Origin of the sequence: Lactococcus petauri (genome assembly GCF_002154895.1) — a bacterium.
Lineage (GTDB): Bacteria > Bacillota > Bacilli > Lactobacillales > Streptococcaceae > Lactococcus > Lactococcus petauri.
The window spans coordinates 167071-182117 of the sequence record NZ_MUIZ01000005.1; the positions used below are offsets into that span (position 1 = coordinate 167071).

13 protein-coding genes and 1 riboswitch are annotated in these 15047 nt (G+C 39.1%); of the genes, 5 read left to right on the top strand and 8 right to left on the bottom strand.

All coding sequences use genetic code 11. From position 1 onward, the window contains the following. Nucleotides 1-99: 99 nt before the first annotated feature. Together BZZ03_RS08595 and BZZ03_RS08600 are read right to left on the bottom strand one after the other, a co-directional pair. The gene (locus BZZ03_RS08595; protein WP_086583020.1) at nt 100-2193 is read right to left on the bottom strand and encodes an ABC transporter ATP-binding protein; all 2094 of its coding nucleotides are present in this window, start codon (nt 2191-2193) and stop codon (nt 100-102) included. Between the two features lie 52 nt (nt 2194-2245). Continuing rightward, the gene (locus BZZ03_RS08600) at nt 2246-3979 is read right to left on the bottom strand and encodes an ABC transporter ATP-binding protein (RefSeq protein WP_086583021.1); all 1734 of its coding nucleotides are present in this window, start codon (nt 3977-3979) and stop codon (nt 2246-2248) included. Between the two features lie 317 nt (nt 3980-4296). Here BZZ03_RS08600 and BZZ03_RS08605 point away from each other — a divergent pair, with 317 nt between their 5' ends. The 3 genes from BZZ03_RS08605 (at nt 4297) to BZZ03_RS08615 (ending at nt 7261) form a co-directional block, all read left to right on the top strand. Further along, nucleotides 4297-5511 carry a cation diffusion facilitator family transporter gene (locus BZZ03_RS08605; RefSeq protein WP_061414295.1) on the top strand — a complete coding sequence of 405 codons (1215 nt, stop codon included), beginning with the start codon at nt 4297-4299 and terminating at the stop codon, nt 5509-5511. A 1-nt stretch (nt 5512) separates the two neighbouring features. After that, on the top strand, nt 5513-5971 hold the full coding sequence (locus BZZ03_RS08610; protein WP_086583022.1) for a MarR family transcriptional regulator: 459 nt from the start codon (nt 5513-5515) through the stop codon (nt 5969-5971). Between the two features lie 96 nt (nt 5972-6067). Then, nucleotides 6068-7261, top strand: a complete 1194-nt coding sequence (locus BZZ03_RS08615) for an MFS transporter (protein WP_086583023.1) — start codon at nt 6068-6070, stop codon at nt 7259-7261. 10 nt (nt 7262-7271) lie between these two features. Here the strand turns inward: BZZ03_RS08615 and BZZ03_RS08620 are convergent, their stop codons facing one another. Next, the gene (locus tag BZZ03_RS08620; protein ID WP_019293643.1) at nt 7272-7811 is read right to left on the bottom strand and encodes a folate family ECF transporter S component; all 540 of its coding nucleotides are present in this window, start codon (nt 7809-7811) and stop codon (nt 7272-7274) included. A gap of 43 nt (nt 7812-7854) precedes the next feature. Continuing rightward, a riboswitch (THF riboswitch) is annotated at nt 7855-7953 on the bottom strand. Between the two features lie 156 nt (nt 7954-8109). Further along, nucleotides 8110-10650: a M1 family metallopeptidase gene (locus BZZ03_RS08625; RefSeq protein ID WP_019291800.1), complete on the bottom strand. Its 2541-nt coding sequence runs from the start codon at nt 10648-10650 to the stop codon at nt 8110-8112. A gap of 235 nt (nt 10651-10885) precedes the next feature. Here BZZ03_RS08625 and BZZ03_RS08630 point away from each other — a divergent pair, with 235 nt between their 5' ends. Further along, nucleotides 10886-11686 (top strand): hypothetical protein, encoded by an 801-nt coding sequence (locus tag BZZ03_RS08630; RefSeq protein ID WP_086583024.1) that lies wholly within the window; start codon nt 10886-10888, stop codon nt 11684-11686. Between the two features lie 9 nt (nt 11687-11695). Then, nucleotides 11696-12172, top strand: a complete 477-nt coding sequence (locus BZZ03_RS08635; protein WP_086583025.1) for an effector binding domain-containing protein — start codon at nt 11696-11698, stop codon at nt 12170-12172. Between the two features lie 33 nt (nt 12173-12205). Here the strand turns inward: BZZ03_RS08635 and tsaD are convergent, their stop codons facing one another. Genes tsaD through tsaB form a run of 4 tightly spaced genes read right to left on the bottom strand, consistent with a single transcriptional unit; the run spans nt 12206 to nt 14881 of the window. Beyond that, nucleotides 12206-13225 (bottom strand): tRNA (adenosine(37)-N6)-threonylcarbamoyltransferase complex transferase subunit TsaD, encoded by a 1020-nt coding sequence (tsaD, locus tag BZZ03_RS08640; RefSeq protein WP_019291803.1) that lies wholly within the window; start codon nt 13223-13225, stop codon nt 12206-12208. A gap of 1 nt (nt 13226) precedes the next feature. Further along, nucleotides 13227-13661, bottom strand: a complete 435-nt coding sequence (rimI, locus tag BZZ03_RS08645; protein ID WP_019291804.1) for a ribosomal protein S18-alanine N-acetyltransferase — start codon at nt 13659-13661, stop codon at nt 13227-13229. Further along, a complete protein-coding gene (rimI, locus tag BZZ03_RS08650; RefSeq protein ID WP_019291805.1) occupies nt 13651-14187 on the bottom strand; it encodes a ribosomal protein S18-alanine N-acetyltransferase in 537 nt (178 codons plus the stop codon). Before rimI (BZZ03_RS08650) ends, rimI (BZZ03_RS08645) begins: the two co-directional genes overlap by 11 nt. Beyond that, nucleotides 14171-14881 (bottom strand): tRNA (adenosine(37)-N6)-threonylcarbamoyltransferase complex dimerization subunit type 1 TsaB, encoded by a 711-nt coding sequence (tsaB, locus tag BZZ03_RS08655; RefSeq protein ID WP_019293649.1) that lies wholly within the window; start codon nt 14879-14881, stop codon nt 14171-14173. The genes rimI (BZZ03_RS08650) and tsaB overlap by 17 nt, the downstream gene beginning before the upstream one ends. Between the last annotated feature and the right edge of the window lie 166 nt (nt 14882-15047).

Genomic DNA, 15047 nt, shown 5'->3' on the forward strand with positions numbered 1-15047 from the left:
GTATGATCAGTACTTTCCCTTATTTTAGGAAATCTTGACTACATTAAAAAAACGCTCGTTAAAGCACGAGCGTTTTTTATATTAAGATACTTCTTAATTTTATTCAAAGACAAATTGGTTGTGATAAAGCTCAGAGTAGAAGCCACCAAGATTTACAAGCTCATTGTGGTTTCCTTCTTCAATAACTTCACCGTCCTTAAGAACAACAATTTTATCTGCATTAAGTATTGTTTTCAAACGGTGGGCAATAACAAATGAAGTACGACCAGCAATTGCTGCTTCCATAGCCATTTGAATTTGTTCTTCTGTCACCGTATCAACGTTTGATGTTGCTTCGTCAAGAATAAGCAAATCAGGGTTAGTCAAGATAGTACGGGCAATCGAAATTTGTTGTTTTTGACCTACAGAGAAAACATTATCGTCGTCATCCACAAGCGTTTCATAGCCATCTGGTAAGCTCTCAATGAATTCGTGGATATGTGTCGTCTTGGCTACTGTGATAACTTCATCCATAGTCGCATCTTTTTTACCAAACTTGATATTGTCCGCAATGGTTCCAGAGAAAAGGACAGATTCTTGCAAGACGATCCCAACTTTTGAACGTAATGAATCTAAGTCAAATTCACGAATATCGGTACCGTCAAACTTTATTCCCCCTTTGTCCACATCATAGAAACGATTCATGAGGTTCATAACAGTTGTTTTACCTGATCCTGTTGGACCAACCAAGGCAACCATTTGGCCTTTGTTTACATTAATGTTGACATCTTTGAGGACCGGCTTGCCAGGAAGATAACTAAAGTCAATATCTTCAATGTGTACACCTTCAGAAATACCTTCAAAAGTTTTACCATTTTCAGGACGTACTTCTTCTTTTTCATCAAACATCACATTCAGACGTGTTGCACCAGTTACCGCAAGTTGCAATTGACCGAAAGATGAAGAAATCTGCATGATTGGGTTGTAATATTGTTGCGCATATTGGATAAATGTAGCAAGCAAACCAAAGGCTGCAGCAGTTGATAATGAAGCATCATTAAGGAGGATATTAGCACCTGCAAAAATAACCAAAGCCAAAGTCAAGAGGGAGAAGCCATTCATCAATGGGAAAATCATACCTGACCAAGCTTGAGCTGCGAAGGTTGTTTTACGTACTTTATCATTACGTACTTCAAAACCTTCGATTGCATCTGCTTGAAGTCCTTCAACGATAATCGCTTTTTGCCCAGAGATTTTTTCATCCATATAAGCATTAAGTTCGCCGACTTCTTTTTGTTGTCTATCCGTGTATTTCTTAGCTTGAATAATGATAATCACAGCGCAGAGAACGGCCACAGGAGTTGTAGAAATTGTCACTAATGCCATCTTGACATTTTGGTCGAAAATCATATACAAAATCCCGATGAACAGGGCAAAGTTAGTGGTAACGTTCACTGCTGCTTGATTCAATGTGTTTTGAATATTATCCAAGTCTGAGGTAAAGCGGGCGAGAATATCTCCATCCGCATGACGGTCAAAATACGAAATTGTTAGGCGTTCCAACTTACCAAAGAGACCTTTACGCATACGGTTTGTTGAGTGTGCAACGATACGTGTAAAGAGCAAGCTATAGATAAGTTGCGCAATACCTGTCATCACGTAAAAAGCAAGTAGCATCCACATTGAACGCATAAAGTCAGCCTTGCTTGGTGCATGTGATGTAGCTACCTTCATCAAGTCAGAAATTGACTGACCGTTAAGGTTAGCACGAATAGCTTCTGGAACATTGGCATCTGTAAGCTGGTGCCAATCAGTCGGAATCTTAGCCATGGCTTGAAGACTATCAATTGTTGTTCCTGAAGGAAGGTTAGAAGTTACCGCAGTTGGTACATTAGCAGATGTCAGACTATGCCAATCAACCACTTGTCCAGTAGCTTTCCCCATTTGCGCAGCAATCTGCTGCAAGGCGTCCTGAGCTTGGTTTGCTCCTTCCGCTATTTGTTGTAAACCTTTCATCGCTTCATCAGCGTGTTGATGACTAAAATAATCACCAACGTAAGTCGAAAGATGTGTGATAGAATCCCCGAGAAGTACGGGCGCTTTAACTTGCAGATAAGTAGCCGCAATGATAAATATCGCAATCACGAGGAATTGTAATTTATATTTTTTGAAGTAGAGATAGAAGAACTTCAATGCACGAGATGTATCATTCATAATCTTTTTTCATTTTCTTGTTTTTCATAAACAATTGAAGAACAATGAAAATTTAGTCCTCCTTTGCTTTCTGTGTGTCATAGATTTCACGGTAAACTGCAGAATTCTCAACGAGCTCTGCGTGTGTGCCTTGCGCCACAAGTTTACCTTCATCAAGGACCAGAATATTGTCCACATGAACGACAGATGAAATCTTTTGAGCGATAATAATTGTTGTCGTATCTTTTAAGTCATTGCTCAAAGCTTCTTGTACTAGTTTTTCTGACTTGGCATCAAGCGCTGATGTTGAGTCATCTAAGATAAGGACTTTAGGATCTTTGATAATACCACGCGTGATCGACATACGTTGCTTTTGTCCGCCTGAGAAGTTATTCCCACGTTCTTCAACCTGTGATTCATAATGATCGGGCAGTTTTTCAATAAACTCTGCTGCCTGCGCAATGCTGGCTGCACGGCTCATTTGCTCCAAGGTCGCATCTGCTTTCCCTTGTTTCAGGTTGCCAGAAATTGTCCCAGAGAAAAGAATTGCTTTTTGTAAGACAATTGAAATTGTGTTTTTCAGAGTAGCTTTAGAAACATGGCGTAAATCTTTTCCACCTACACTTACTGTACCTTCAGTTGGGTCAAAAAGACGCGGAATCAATTGAGCCAGGGTTGACTTACCAGAACCCGTTGCTCCGACAATACCAACCATTTGTCCAGGTTGAATTTCAAAGCTGATGTCTTGTAAGGTTGGATGTTCATCGTTAGGATAAGCAAAAGAGACATGATCAAACTTAACAGAACCGCTAAGTTCTTCGTCCGCAACATCTTCAAACACCATCGCAGGTTCAGTTTTTAAAATTTCGTTAATACGTCCAATAGAAACGAAACCACGAGAGGCAAACATTGACATCATACCGCCCATGATAATCGCCATCATGATTTGCATCATGTATTGGATAAAGGACATAATCCCACCAAGCGTATTAGCGGCGGTATTCAAATCACGTGTTACATAAGTAGAAACCAGTAAAATTGCGCCAAAAACAGCCAATTGTGAAATGATTGTAAATGCGGGAATCATCGCAGCAAAAGTGTAACCTACAGCCATATTATGACCCAATAACTCATCAGATGTGGCATCAAATTTTTGGATTTGATCTTTTTCTTGAACAAATGATTTAACGACACGAGCACCACGTAGGTTTTCTTTGGCAATTCCATTGATACGGTCCATCAATTTTTGGAAAACCATAAAGTGAGGACCCATAGATTTCATGGATAACATCGTCACTAACACAATAAGAACAACCATCACAATAATAATCCACCAAAGTTCTGGCATCGTGATAATAGACAAGATAAAAGCACCAATAAAGAGCAACGGTACTCGAATCAAGACTTGGAAAGTCATCATTAGAAGTGTTTGCACTTGGTTGATATCGTTAGTCATCCGAACAACAAGATTACCTGCATTAAACTTCTCAATATTTTCATAAGAAAAAGTTTGGATTTTTCGGAAGGTTTCTTCACGGATATCCGCCGATACAGACTGAGCAATCTTTGCAGCAGTTACTGTATTAAGGATAGAACCAATTAATCCCACAGCGGCTATAAGTAGAAGATATACCCCATAATGATTAATTTTATCGACCTTGTCCGATATCGAAATAGATTCTGCCATAACACTCAAAATGTTCTTCATATATTGGGGCTGCCAAAGAGCGGCACCAACTTGAAGAAGCATGGTAGCAAGGGCAGCGAAGACAAGCAATTTGTACTTGCCGATGGCTTTCATTACCATAAATAAAAAAGTTTCCTTTCATTTTCTTGTCAAAAATAACAAGAATAAATACGTTAGCTGAAAAATTATAACATTTAAGCATCTATTTTGCAATGCTAATAACTAACACTATTAGTCTTTTCTTTAGTTTATAACAAAAATAAACTAACAATTTAATTTTACCGTTTTTTAATAAGAGTGTCAATCATTTGCGACAACTTATTTATAATAGAAATTAAGCTCAAAAGCTTCCACGTTCAAAGCCAAAATGCGACCTTATGGGACATTATTTCGTCCTTTAAAAGCAGCTCCTCTGCTTTTTTGTTATAATTAAGCTTATGAATAATAGCAAAATATCACGCTCTCATAACCTTAAACTCGCCGAACGAGGCGTGTGGGTCAGTATAGCAGCTTATATATTTCTGTCTCTTTTACAACTTGGTGTAGCTCAAATCACCAATTCAGCCTCCCTTCTCGCGAATGGTTTTAATAATGTCACCGATATTTTAGGAAATATTGCTATCGTGATTGGTTTACGTATTGCGCGTATCCCTTCTGATAACGACCATACGTATGGGCACTGGAAGGTTGAATCAATTGCTAGTCTGATTTCTAGTTTCATCATGTTCTTCATTGGCTTTGAAGTTTTGCGCCAAACAATCGTTGGTTTTATAGAAGGAAGTTCCACTGAAATCAACCCCGTTGGTGCAGCAGTGGCTTTATTTTCTGCCTTTGTGATGATTGGCGTTTACCTCTACTCTAGCCGTTTAGCGAAAAAAACTCAATCGAAAGCACTTGAAGCTTCCAGTAAAGATAACCTTAGTGATGCACTAACATCCTTGGGTACAACTGTCGCCATTGTGGCAGCTGCCTTGCATTGGATATGGCTTGACCGTATTATGGCTCTTGTTATCTGCGGTTTCATCCTGAAAACGGCTTATGATATTTTCCGTGATAGTGTTTTTTCACTTTCCGATGGTTTTGATGACAATCTTTTAGCAGATTATAAAGAAGCGATTGAGCTCGTAAACAAAGTCAAGTCTGTAAAGATGATTCGGGGTCGTACCTACGGGAGTAATATCTTTCTGGATGTTGTCGTTGAGATGTCCCGTGATCTTTCTGTCTATGAAAGTCATGCCGCTACCGAAAAAATAGAACGCATGCTCATGGCTGGTTTTGATGTTTATGATGTTGATGTCCATGTCGAACCCGCTGCGTTACCTGAAGAAGAACACTTTGCTTCACGTGCATTAGAGCTTTTGCCCAAAGAAGAGACCCTTCTCAACGGTAAACATCTTGATCAACTTTTAGCGCCTCAATTTCAAGCAATTACGACAAAGGGTAAAATTATTCAACAGGAAGAATATATAGCAAGTGCTGTTGAAACAGAAGATTTAGCCATCAAAAATTACCAAGCAGAGCAAGTCAGCAAAAAGACATTTATCCTCACCTATCATTACTTGGACAATCAAAAAAGTTACACTGTATCAAGTATCTGGCGCAGAAATGAATATTGGCGTTGCATTTATCGTCAAGTGACAGGAGAAAGCTAGTATGAAACAACAAGAAGAAATTATGCTGAGCCTTACAGATCTCTTTAATAAAATGGATCAACTTCGAAAACCTCAAATGGTCGAAAAATTCAAAGGTTATTCTTTTTTGGAAATCGCCTGCATTGAGTTCATTGCCAAGCTTAATAACCCAAATGTCACACGGTTGGCAGAAGAGCTATATGTCACTCGAGGAGCAATTAGTAAAGCAACAAAAAAACTCCTCCAAAAACAAGACATTATAACATTTAGAAATCCCAACAACAACAAAGAAATTTATTTTAAACTGACTTCAAAAGGAAGAAAAATAAATCAGCAGCACGAAGATCTTCACAAAGCTTTTCTACTCAATGATCAAGCAGTCTTTGATTCCTTCAGTTCTGAAAAATTAGAAACGATACTAGAGTTTACTCAACTTTACAATCAACACCTTGATAAAGAACTCCGTAACAACTCCATATAGAATGGGGTTGTTTTTCTTAATTTAGTTTTTGTTGACAAAGAAACAATAATAAGTTATACTTTTATAGTTTCCGTGGAAACATTAATAAGGAGTTATATGCATACACTAAATAAACACGCATTGAGCTTTGGCTTATTTTCCGTTTTTCTTACAGGCCTTGGCTTTACCATTATCAATCCTGTGGTTCCTTTTTTACTGGAGCCCTATACCTCATCACAAAATCAACCCTTAGTCATCAGCTTCTTGACCTCTATCTATGCCTTATGCACTTTTCTTGCAGCGCCAGCTCTAGGAACATTGAGTGATCGCTATGGCCGTAAACCGATTTTACTTTTCTGCTTACTTGGCTCTGCCTTGGGTTATCTCATCTTTGGCATGGCTGGAGCACTATGGCTCTTTTTCCTTGGCCGTATCATCGATGGTATTTCCGGAGGAAATATTGCCACTTTATTTGCCTACTTTTCCGATATTACGCCAGCTGCTTCCCGCACTAAAATCTTCGGATGGATTTCTGCCCTTGTTGGAGTCGGAACCTTGTTAGGTCCAACTTTTGGAGGACTGTTAGCTCATTATGGTAACCGCGTTCCCTTTTATTTTGCTGCTGTTCTCAGCTTATTCAATCTCCTCTACGGCCTTTTCTTTATGCCTGAAAGTCTTTCACCAAAAGAAAGACTTGTTAAGCTAGATCCACATCAGCTTTATCCCTTTGCACCTCTCAAAAACTTATTTGAGATAAAACAACTGAACCGTTTATTTCTAGCTGCACTGTTGTTGTGGCTTCCAAATGGTGCATTACAAGCTATTGTTGCTCAGTTTTCTTTAGATAACTTCTCTTGGCAACCCGTACAAATCGGTCTTCTATTTTCTATTATGGGACTTCAAGATATTTTTAGCCAGGCGCTCATTATGCCTTTTCTATTAAAAAAATTGACGGACCAATCCATCATTAAATGTGCGATAGTTGCGGAACTCTTTGGCTATATTTTTATGGCTGTCTCTGCCTTTACCCTGCACCCTTTCTATTTTGTAATTGGTATTTTTATCTACGGTTTTGGTGATTCGATTTTTGCCCCACCATTCAATGGAACTCTCTCTAAATCAGTCACTGAACACCAACAAGGACAGATTCAAGGGAGTAGCCAAGCTTTACAAGCACTAACGCGTATTTTAGGTCCTATTATTGGGGGACAACTTTATGTTCTCTTCGGCTCTTCGGCTCCTGCCTGCATGGGAGTTATCCTGTTAATCGTTGCTCTGACAATTTTCAAAACAAAAAACCGTCAAAAATGACGGTTTTCTTTTATGTTTTTAGACGTCTCATAATCTGCGGTAAACGTTGAATATTATCAAATACCAACATGAAAATAACCGTTCTTATAGGAATCTGTACAAGCAAAGGAAGTCGCGTAGCTAATAGAACCTTAAAAGGTGTCTGATACATGAGCGAAAGCCAAAAAGTATTAAGTAACACGGTTTGGAGAACCATTGTTACACTTACAACAGCTAAAATGTAGAGCCAATCTTTACCTCGTGTTAGACTGAACTTCTTGTTATAAAAAGCCCAACCATAGATAAATCCGACTAGAGCTGCTGTTATAGTCATACCTGGCGAGGAAATACTTCCTCGGAACAAAACGCCAAATATATCACCCAGCCCTAAAGCTAAACCTGCCCATAAAGGGCCAACAAAGAAGCCAATCAAACCATCAGCAATAAATCCTGGCGATAACTTCCAAAAACTGCTCCCAAAAGTGAAAGAACGTAAAATGATGGACAATGCCAGCAAAATCGCCAAAAAAACAAGCTGTATGAGTGACAGCTTCACAGTAAATCTTTTCATATAGTACCTCCCAAGGATCTGGTGAGTAACTGATTATATGAGAATCAGCGGATGCAAGCCTCTACCGCACTTGAAAAATTCAAGTTTCGTCTGTGAACGACATCCCATTTCACAGCACTTAACGCATTGGCCCTACTCTGTTAATTTTTTTACTTTTATAGTTTACCACATACCTTGTTCAGATAATTCTCAATTTCAAGGCTTTTCTTTTACATTGGGTTTTAGATGTTTACAGAAGTTTGCTACACAGAAAAAACCTCTTAGAATTCAGCTCTTTCTGATTTCTAAGAAGTCTTTTTTACAATTCTTTTTCTACATCTACGATGGCAGCTTCGACTGCACTCTTTTGATTATTAATCAATGATACACGTGCATCAATTTGTTTAATCGCCATCTCGATTGAACGTTTAAGTCCTGGGTTACTCAATTTTGGTTCAAAGAAAGCTTTATATTCTTCAAACTTTTCGGCTGTCTTAAAGACATTACCTGGATAGATGACAAACTTATCATAGCTCATATCACCGCCAAGTTTTTCGGCAATCCAATCCCAGTTTTCTTGCTCCCAAGTCCATGCAGCATCTTGAGCGAAGTCTTTCGCTAAGAGGTAGAACCAAGAGAATGCAATATCTTGAGGTTTAACGATATCCGCATTTTTGAAATCTTCCAAGAGTCCTTTAATTGCTGCTTCATCACGGACATTGGCTACAGCTGCAGCTAATTCACGTTTTAGTTCTTGGAGACTTGTTTTCACATAAGTATCCATATAAGAAGCTACAAGTTCCGCAGAATTACTTGTTTTAATTTCGTTATTCAAGACAATTGGTCGAATATCCGCAGGAATAGTTGCTACATTGTCTTTATGCGCTGCGTAAATCTCACTCGCTTTTTCTACTGCTTCAGGGTTTTCAGAGTAGAGAGTCCGTGAGAGTACTGTCCCACGTAAAGTTTCGTCTCCAGCTGATTCACCAGCTTTTTTCTCCCATCCCAAACGTGCATAGTTTTTAGCAAAAACTTTACCCACAAGTGATTTGTAAGATTTTTCTGTAGCTGACTCATCATCAATAAAGATATCTAGCTCACTAAAGATTTGGTTAAGCGCTTGGTTGACGATGTAACTTTCTTCATTGGCAAAGGCTGGTAAGATATTCACAACATCAGCGTAGCTGATAACCTCACCTTTAGCAAGATACTTACGGTCTTGAAGAATTTGGAATTTCGTAATATCTTCCAGTTTCTCAAGATCGGCCAAAAGGTTATCTAAAAGCTGACCTTTATAATCAATAATATAATGTGCTGCGTGTGCTTCGTTGAAGAAGAGCGGTTGGCCTTCATTTTCAGCCTTAAGTGCTGCATAGCCCGGAATTTCAACTTTTTCCGTAGTCAACGTATCTGGCAAGCCTTTCCAGTTTGTGTTCAATGGAATTTGCCACAAGCGCCCTTTGTCTTCCCCTTTACCAATGAAGAATTGTTGTTGGCTTAAAATAAGTGTGTCATCAACAACTTCCGCAGTCAAGACAGGATAACCGGGTTGGTTTACCCATGAATGCATAAATTCGCCCACATTTTTACCTGATGTACTTGAGAGTGCATCCCAAAGATCATCACCTACGGTATTGCCATATTGGTGCGTTTCAAAGTATTTGCGAAGTCCTGCAGAAAAGTCCTCATCCCCCAACCATTTACGGAGCATGACCATCAAGCGTGAACCTTTAGCATAGACAATAGCAGCATCAAAGAGTGTACCAATTTCGTCAGGATGATTCACATCCACATGAACGGATTGAACACCATCTGTAGCATCACGATCTAAAGCAAGGCTGGCTTCCTTAACAGAGAAGCTTTCCCAAACTTTCCAATCAGGTTCAATAGCATCAATTGCCACGTATTCCATGTTGTTGGCAAATGATTCATTGAGCCACAAATCATCCCACCAACGCATTGTTACCAAATCACCAAACCATTGGTGGGCTAACTCATGCGCAATGACTGTTGCTACATACTGTTTGCTGGCAACTGTTGCATTTTCTGGGTCAACCAGCATGCAGACTTCACGGTAAGTGATACAACCCCAGTTTTCCATAGCACCTGCTGAGAAGTCAGGCAGTGCAACGTGCCAGCTGTGTGGCAATGGGTAAGGGGTTTTATAGTAATCCTCGTAAAATTCAATTGAACGAATCGCAATATCCAAAGGAAAATCTAAAACATCTTCAGAATGTGCTTTCGTTGAGAAAGTTCCTACTTCAACACCAGATTTTGTACGTCCTTTTTTATACTGCATATCCCCAAAGACAAAAGCAAGAAGATAAGAACTCATACGAACTGTACGTTCAAATACGTGAATTCCTTCAATATTGAGAAGTTCTGGCATATTGGAAATAATAATATCACCTGGTTCTTCATCAAATTTAACCGATAGGTCAAAAGTAGCCTTAGCTTCTGGTTCATCAATTGATGGGAAAGCTTGACGAGCAAAATGTGATTCAAATTGCGTACCGATAAGCATTTTCTTCTCACCGTTTACTTCGTAATATGAAGGATAAATGCCCATCATGTTATCTGTGATTTTACCTTCATATTCAAAGGAAACAGTCACTTGACCTTTTTGGCCCACTTTAACTGTAAGTTCTTCGTTGGCATTATCCACAGTAAAGTCTGCTTCAACACTAAAAGCAGAAACTTTAGTAATATTCAAATCTTTTTGGTGGAAATAAATAGTTTCAGCTTTAGCTTCACCTTTGATTGCCACCTGACCTTTGAAGGTCTTTGATTTGCGGTCAATATCAAGGAAAATTTTATAATTTTCTGGTACAAATGTTTCAATTAAACGTTTTACTGCCATAATGTTGTTCGCTTCCTTTTTCGTTAGTTTACTTAATTATAGCAAATTGTTTAGAAAATTTCGAGAAAAGCTTTGCTTTCCCACATTTAATTTTTAAAGGTGCTTACATAAATTATTAAATGGTCTATTTTTCATTTATAGGAAAAAAGTTTATTAAATAAGTAGAAACTCTTTAATTAGATAAAGGGTATTCAAAAAAAGATGAAAAAATAGACTTTTCTGTTAAAATAAAGTTATGAAAAAAACAAAGTTTTCAGCAACGATTGATGAGAAGGGAAAACTCCTTCTTGAACTTTCCTCTGGTGCCACGATCCGTATCTTTGATAGTAATAATAGTCGTTTTGCCCTCAAAAAAGGCGAAATATTTTTCCTAACGAAAAAAAGCCAGATTATTATGATTGCTGCCGATAAAAAAATAATCCCTAAGTTGGAATTTGATAAAGTTATTGTCCTTGATCCTAAGGCATATGAAATAGACACTGCCTATCTTGAAGCTTTTCTCCTCGACAAAGCTCAAGAAGCTTCTATGAAGTTAGCCGTCTTTCCTGAAAGGATTAAACTCCCCTCAAATGTCTATACCATCTGTAGTAAAGCTGCTGATGAATTTTTGCCTAGCCTTGAAGCGTTCGGTTTTAAACTCGCAAAGAAGAAAGCTTTTTCAGCTAAAGCGCAACACCGCTGGAAAAAGGCTATCTCAGATATTCCATTTCATATTAAACATGAAGGAACATCCGGCACAGTTATCTGGCAAAAATCTACCGAAATGCGGCTGCTTGCAGGTGCAAAAATGCTACCTAATGAGGCAGCGCCTAAAAGGGCCGATGGTACCCTTGGCTTCACTGCAAAATTTACGTTAAACCTTAGGGAAGAAAATCAAGAAAAATTCGATCCTGAAACTTGGACCACTACTGAAGACATCATTCTGCGTTCCGTCAATGAAATCGGACATTTTCTCTACTTTGCAGGAACAAATAGTTGGTTGGAAATGTTTGATGACCAAGGACGTTCAATCCATGAACTAACCGTTGTTAGCTAAGGAGCGACTATGATTGATTATACTCTAGAGCATAAAAACCCGTTCATCTTAGCGGCTTATGGTTTTCCCATTCAAGCCGCGCTGCAAGACTACCGCTCTTTGGGCCTCGAAAGAGAAATATTTGAGTTGAGTTTGCAAAATGATGGCCGCTTAGCAAAGCTCAAGAAAAGAGCTAAAAATGAGCGGGAGTGGTCTGTTCATACGGATTACCTCGGAAAACCTTGGAATTATTTTGCAGTGGAGAGTCGCAAAGAGCTAAAGGACGACTGTCGTTTACTCAAATTTCCTGAAAGTAACTATATTGTAATTTCTGATACAGCAGCTAAGGGAAAAATTTTTGAACATTTGTCACATCAAGCTTTTCGAAAAATTCTCCCCAAAGTTATGGACTATACCTATCTTGGTGGTCCACATCTTGCTTATCGTCAAGAGCGACCTGATGGCAGTTATTACGGTGAGATTTGGTTACCGGTCATTAAAAAATAAAAAAAGCTCAGAAATACTCTGAGTTTTTTTGCTTCAAATATCACCAAAAACAAGGCTCGGGCGCGCATTAAGTGATAAATCAGTAAAGTTTTCCCTTTCCATCTCTATAGTTGCTGCTGCTGCTATCATTCCAGCATTATCACCACAGAGGCGAAGGGGAGGCAATATGACTTTAATATCCTTCATATCGGTGGCAAGCCGCTCACGTAAACCTTGATTAGCGGATACTCCTCCACCAACGATTAAGGTTTTAGCTGGGTATTGTTCAAGGGCACGTTTGGTTTTAGCAATTAAGACATCAACCACCGCTGCTTGAAAACTGGCAGCTAAATTTTCTAAGTCTGTAGCCACCAAATCTTGTCCTTGCTGTTTTGCATTATGAACAAGATTGATAAATGCCGATTTCAGACCACTAAAAGACATTTCCAAACCATCTGCTGCAGTCATCATTGCACGTGGAAAAGCATAAGTATCTTCTCCTTTATGTGCCAACTCATCAATCTCCTTCCCTGAAGGATAAGTTAGCCCCATGACACGGCCGACTTTATCATAGGCTTCCCCTGCTGCATCATCTCGTGTTTCACCAATTTTTTTATAGTTTCCCTCAGATTCCACATAAACCAACTCCGTATGCCCACCACTGACTAAAAGAGCCATGGCTGGGTATTCAATAGTATCTACTAAAGCTGCAGCCATAAGATGACCAGCCATGTGATTGACAGGAATTAATGGAAGCTTGTTGGCCCAGGCAAAAGTTTTAGCGGCCATGATACCCACAAGTAAAGCCCCAACAAGTCCTGGACCTTCTGTCACAGCTACAGCTGAGAGTTCTTTTGCAGTAATACCAGCTTGCTCTAAGGCCTCATCAATACAGGCGGTAATTTGTTCCACGTGATGCCGGCTAGCCACCTCAGGGACTACTCCACCAAAACGTTTATGGCTATTCACCTGACTTGCAATAACATTAGAGAGAAGTTCTGTGCCATTTTTCAAAACAGCGACAGATGTCTCATCACAAGAGGTTTCGAAAGCTAATATATATTTGTCATTCATTTTATTGTATCTTCCTCATTAGAATCGCATCTTCTGTCGGGTGCGAATAGTAGTTTTTCCGAGTATAGAAGGCCTCGAAATTATATTTTTTATAGAGATTTTGCGCTGGTTTATTAGATTCCCGTACTTCTAAAAACAGGGTACCAGCAAAATCAGCAACTTGATCCATCAACGTGCTGGCTATTTTGTTACTTTGAAATTCTGGCTTCACTGCAAGGTTGGTAATTTCCATCTCTTCCATGATCACTTGAATTGCTAAAAAACCAACAAGCTCATCGTCTACTTCAGCTAGAAAATAGATATCCCTTTTCAGGTTGCTAAGGAGATAGGATTCAGACCAAGGTGATTCTCCATAGCAAAGCTCTAAAATTTCTTTTAGCTTACAGGCTATGTCCTGCGTATCAAACTTTGCAGAATCAAAACGTTCAATTTTCATGTTCAGCTCTCAACTGTCTTGACATCCACACAGCATCACCGCCGTCCTCATAATAGTGAGAAATCAGCTTCCCTGTTGAAAAACCTAAGCGACGGTAAAGACCTTGAGCTTTTGTATTGTCACGCCGCACTTCAAGCGTCATCTGCTGCTTACCAAGAAGTGTCATTAGACGAATCATTTGGTTGACGAGATTACTCCCAACACCCTTACCTTGATAGGCTACAGCAACTGCAAGATTTGTAATATGCACGACTTTACCACGTTCCGTAAGGCGAACCCCAATGAAACCAATAAGATTATCATCAACGACTGCTGAAACAAAGAAGGCATTCTCATCCTGAACTATCTCGTGTTCAAAATGCGAAAAAGTCCACGGAACTTCTCCATCATAAACATCACGCTCAATCGCAAGCATGTCTACAATATCTTTACGTTCTGCCAAGCGATAATCTACACCGTCAATATTTGACTTTAAGTCCACCTCATCCATATTAAGATAACGACGTGGTTCAAATCCTTTGAACATATTCGCCAGTAGCGTTTTCAGATTCTTCATGTGTCTCCAACCATTTCTCTTCTGCTTCAACTTTTTTCAAATAATTTGGAGCAAAGCCGTGAACCGCTACAGGTTTTAGGTTTTTGCCAAATAGGGCGATTTGATAAGCTGAAGGTAGTTTGTCTAAGCTGTCTTCAATAATTTCAAAGTTTGTAAACCCTGCAGCTTCAATGTCAGCTACAAAGTTTTCTGTTTCCCCTGTAAATACAAGCGGAAGATTCTTATCTAAGTTTGCTAAGAAGTCACGAAAGACACAATGCTGTCCTATGACAACTTCTTTATCTTCTTGGTAAAGCGCAGCATAAGCGTTACCACGACGTGCATCCATCACAGGAACAACGGCTCTGTCCGTTTTCAATCTTCTTGCAATAGCGAAAAGACTTGAGACACCAACGATGTCCTTATTTAAACTGTAGGCAAGCGTCTTCCCGACAGTCGCTGCTAAACGCAATCCTGTATAAGATCCTGGACCTTGGGCTACAACAATGCGGTCAAGTTCACTCGCTTCTACTGCTGATTGGTGCATCAAAAAGTCAACAGATGTCATCAGAGTAGTGCTATGATTTTTCTTTAAATTTAGAGTAATCTCTCCCAACAAAACATCATTATCGACAAGTGCCACAGACAAGGCCTTACTTGAACTGTCAAAAGCTAAAATTTTCACGAGATTCTATTCTCCATTCTTCTTATTTTATTATACCCTAATATCTGCATCTCAGTAATTACTTTTCACACTATCGAATATGCAAGTCAGAACAAAGTGTGTAGCTCTTTTAAACATCTAGAAGTATACGATAGCATCTATTATAACATTTTTTATATTTCTTGAA

What these genes read in the sequence shown, in the direction of transcription:
- BZZ03_RS08595 (WP_086583020.1), bottom strand. Translation starts at nt 2,193, where the DNA reads ATGAATGATACATCTCGTGCATTGAAGTTCTTCTATCTCTACTTCAAA.
- BZZ03_RS08600 (WP_086583021.1), bottom strand. Translation starts at nt 3,979, where the DNA reads ATGGTAATGAAAGCCATCGGCAAGTACAAATTGCTTGTCTTCGCTGCC.
- BZZ03_RS08605 (WP_061414295.1), top strand. Translation starts at nt 4,297, where the DNA reads ATGAATAATAGCAAAATATCACGCTCTCATAACCTTAAACTCGCCGAA.
- BZZ03_RS08610 (WP_086583022.1), top strand. Translation starts at nt 5,513, where the DNA reads ATGAAACAACAAGAAGAAATTATGCTGAGCCTTACAGATCTCTTTAAT.
- BZZ03_RS08615 (WP_086583023.1), top strand. Translation starts at nt 6,068, where the DNA reads ATGCATACACTAAATAAACACGCATTGAGCTTTGGCTTATTTTCCGTT.
- BZZ03_RS08620 (WP_019293643.1), bottom strand. Translation starts at nt 7,811, where the DNA reads ATGAAAAGATTTACTGTGAAGCTGTCACTCATACAGCTTGTTTTTTTG.
- BZZ03_RS08625 (WP_019291800.1), bottom strand. Translation starts at nt 10,650, where the DNA reads ATGGCAGTAAAACGTTTAATTGAAACATTTGTACCAGAAAATTATAAA.
- BZZ03_RS08630 (WP_086583024.1), top strand. Translation starts at nt 10,886, where the DNA reads ATGAAAAAAACAAAGTTTTCAGCAACGATTGATGAGAAGGGAAAACTC.
- BZZ03_RS08635 (WP_086583025.1), top strand. Translation starts at nt 11,696, where the DNA reads ATGATTGATTATACTCTAGAGCATAAAAACCCGTTCATCTTAGCGGCT.
- tsaD (WP_019291803.1), bottom strand. Translation starts at nt 13,225, where the DNA reads ATGAATGACAAATATATATTAGCTTTCGAAACCTCTTGTGATGAGACA.
- rimI (WP_019291804.1), bottom strand. Translation starts at nt 13,661, where the DNA reads ATGAAAATTGAACGTTTTGATTCTGCAAAGTTTGATACGCAGGACATA.
- rimI (WP_019291805.1), bottom strand. Translation starts at nt 14,187, where the DNA reads ATGTTCAAAGGATTTGAACCACGTCGTTATCTTAATATGGATGAGGTG.